The 1323-nt window shown below is 43.6% G+C and carries 1 protein-coding gene and 1 pseudogene; both read left to right on the top strand.

Features of this window, described 5'->3' with window-relative positions:
• A pseudogene (locus tag PBAL39_RS24425) lies at positions 1-307 on the top strand (hypothetical protein); the annotation flags it as partial.
• A gap of 52 nt (positions 308-359) precedes the next feature.
• Positions 360-1268 (top strand): DUF5008 domain-containing protein, encoded by a 909-nt coding sequence (locus PBAL39_RS24420; protein ID WP_008246865.1) that lies wholly within the window; start codon positions 360-362, stop codon positions 1266-1268.
• The last annotated feature ends 55 nt before the right edge of the window (positions 1269-1323 follow it).

Genomic DNA, 1323 nt, shown 5'->3' with positions numbered 1-1323 from the left:
TCCTCAGATTGATGCCAATCAGCTGACGATCTTTCCCGGGCAGAGTTATTACGCCATTAACAATACGGTATCGAATATCGGGGTGGAATATGGTGATGTTGGTGGTGTTAAGTATCTTGGGTATAGGAGATTAAGAATATCTTATATACCGGATGTATCCAGACCCACGGAAGGATGGAGGGAAGTACTAGTATCCTCATCGGACATACAGCCCACAAATGGCGTAGTGCACGTATTGGACATCGCCGGCCAATTTGGCTTCGATGTTGGAGAAGTGCGGAATGAAATCATTAACAGTAAACGATGATCGCCACTTCATTGAGCAGCGATAAATATTAAAGAAATTAAGTAATACAATTATGATGATTACGAAAAACAGGATAGCCGTTATTTTTTCAGTATTCAGCCTACTGCTAACGGGATGCACCAAGGAAGCCGAGGTTTATGAAGAACCGTACGGACAAGGTAAAAGTCCGCTGGGAATTAAGATCAATACCACTCAGGTTCCCACGCCCGCATCCGGGCTGCCAGGAACTAACTTGACCATTTCCGCAACAGGGTTAATGCCTTACAAGGATCAAATCGTGTTTCGTGTAAATGGTGAGCAAGCGACCGTGACCGAGGTGACTGAGTCCGGGATCACTGTTGTGGTACCCGATTATGCAAGTTCTGGAGTCACTTCTATATCTGTGGGAGATCAGGTGGTATTCGGACCGATTTTTAAGGTAAATGGTTATTTGTCTTTAGACCCGACATTTAGGGCTATAAATGGTGCCAATAATGCAGTGATGCAGCGTTACCTCACTGACGATAGCAAAGTGATTTTTGTGGGTGCCTTCAATAACTACGATAATAAAGGGCTTGTGAAACCCATCAACAGGATTGTCAGAACCTTTAATGATGGCACATACGATGCAAGCCTACGTTCAGGTAGAGGTGCAAATGGTCTGCTGAGCAGAATCATCCGTATAGGAGACCGCTATTTTGTATCCGGTTATTTCAATGGATACGATCAGCGCACAGAAAATATAAGTAACATTACCAGCCTTTTTCTCAATGGAAGCGTGGACACTATGGGAGTAAAGACTTTCCGTCGTCCAACACAGACCGATACGACAAAGTATTTTCCGAAGTTCAACGGTGGTGTGGCTGGAGAGATTACCCAGATGCATGATCAGGGAGGCAAAATATTAGTTACCGGTAATTTCTTTTACTATGTAAGTAGACAATATGATAAGCCAAACAGTATCAAACGAAAGATACAGTGATTCTTGATAGTACAGAGATGCGTCAGATTGCACGACTGAATGTTGATGGTCGCTG

This window comes from Pedobacter sp. BAL39, from assembly GCF_000170795.1.
In the GTDB taxonomy this organism is placed as follows: domain Bacteria; phylum Bacteroidota; class Bacteroidia; order Sphingobacteriales; family Sphingobacteriaceae; genus Pedobacter.
The sequence above is the reverse complement of the archived record's forward strand: the minus strand, read 5'-3'. Positions and strand labels throughout refer to the sequence as shown.

What these genes read in the sequence shown, in the direction of transcription:
- PBAL39_RS24420 (WP_008246865.1), top strand. Translation starts at nt 360, where the DNA reads ATGATGATTACGAAAAACAGGATAGCCGTTATTTTTTCAGTATTCAGC.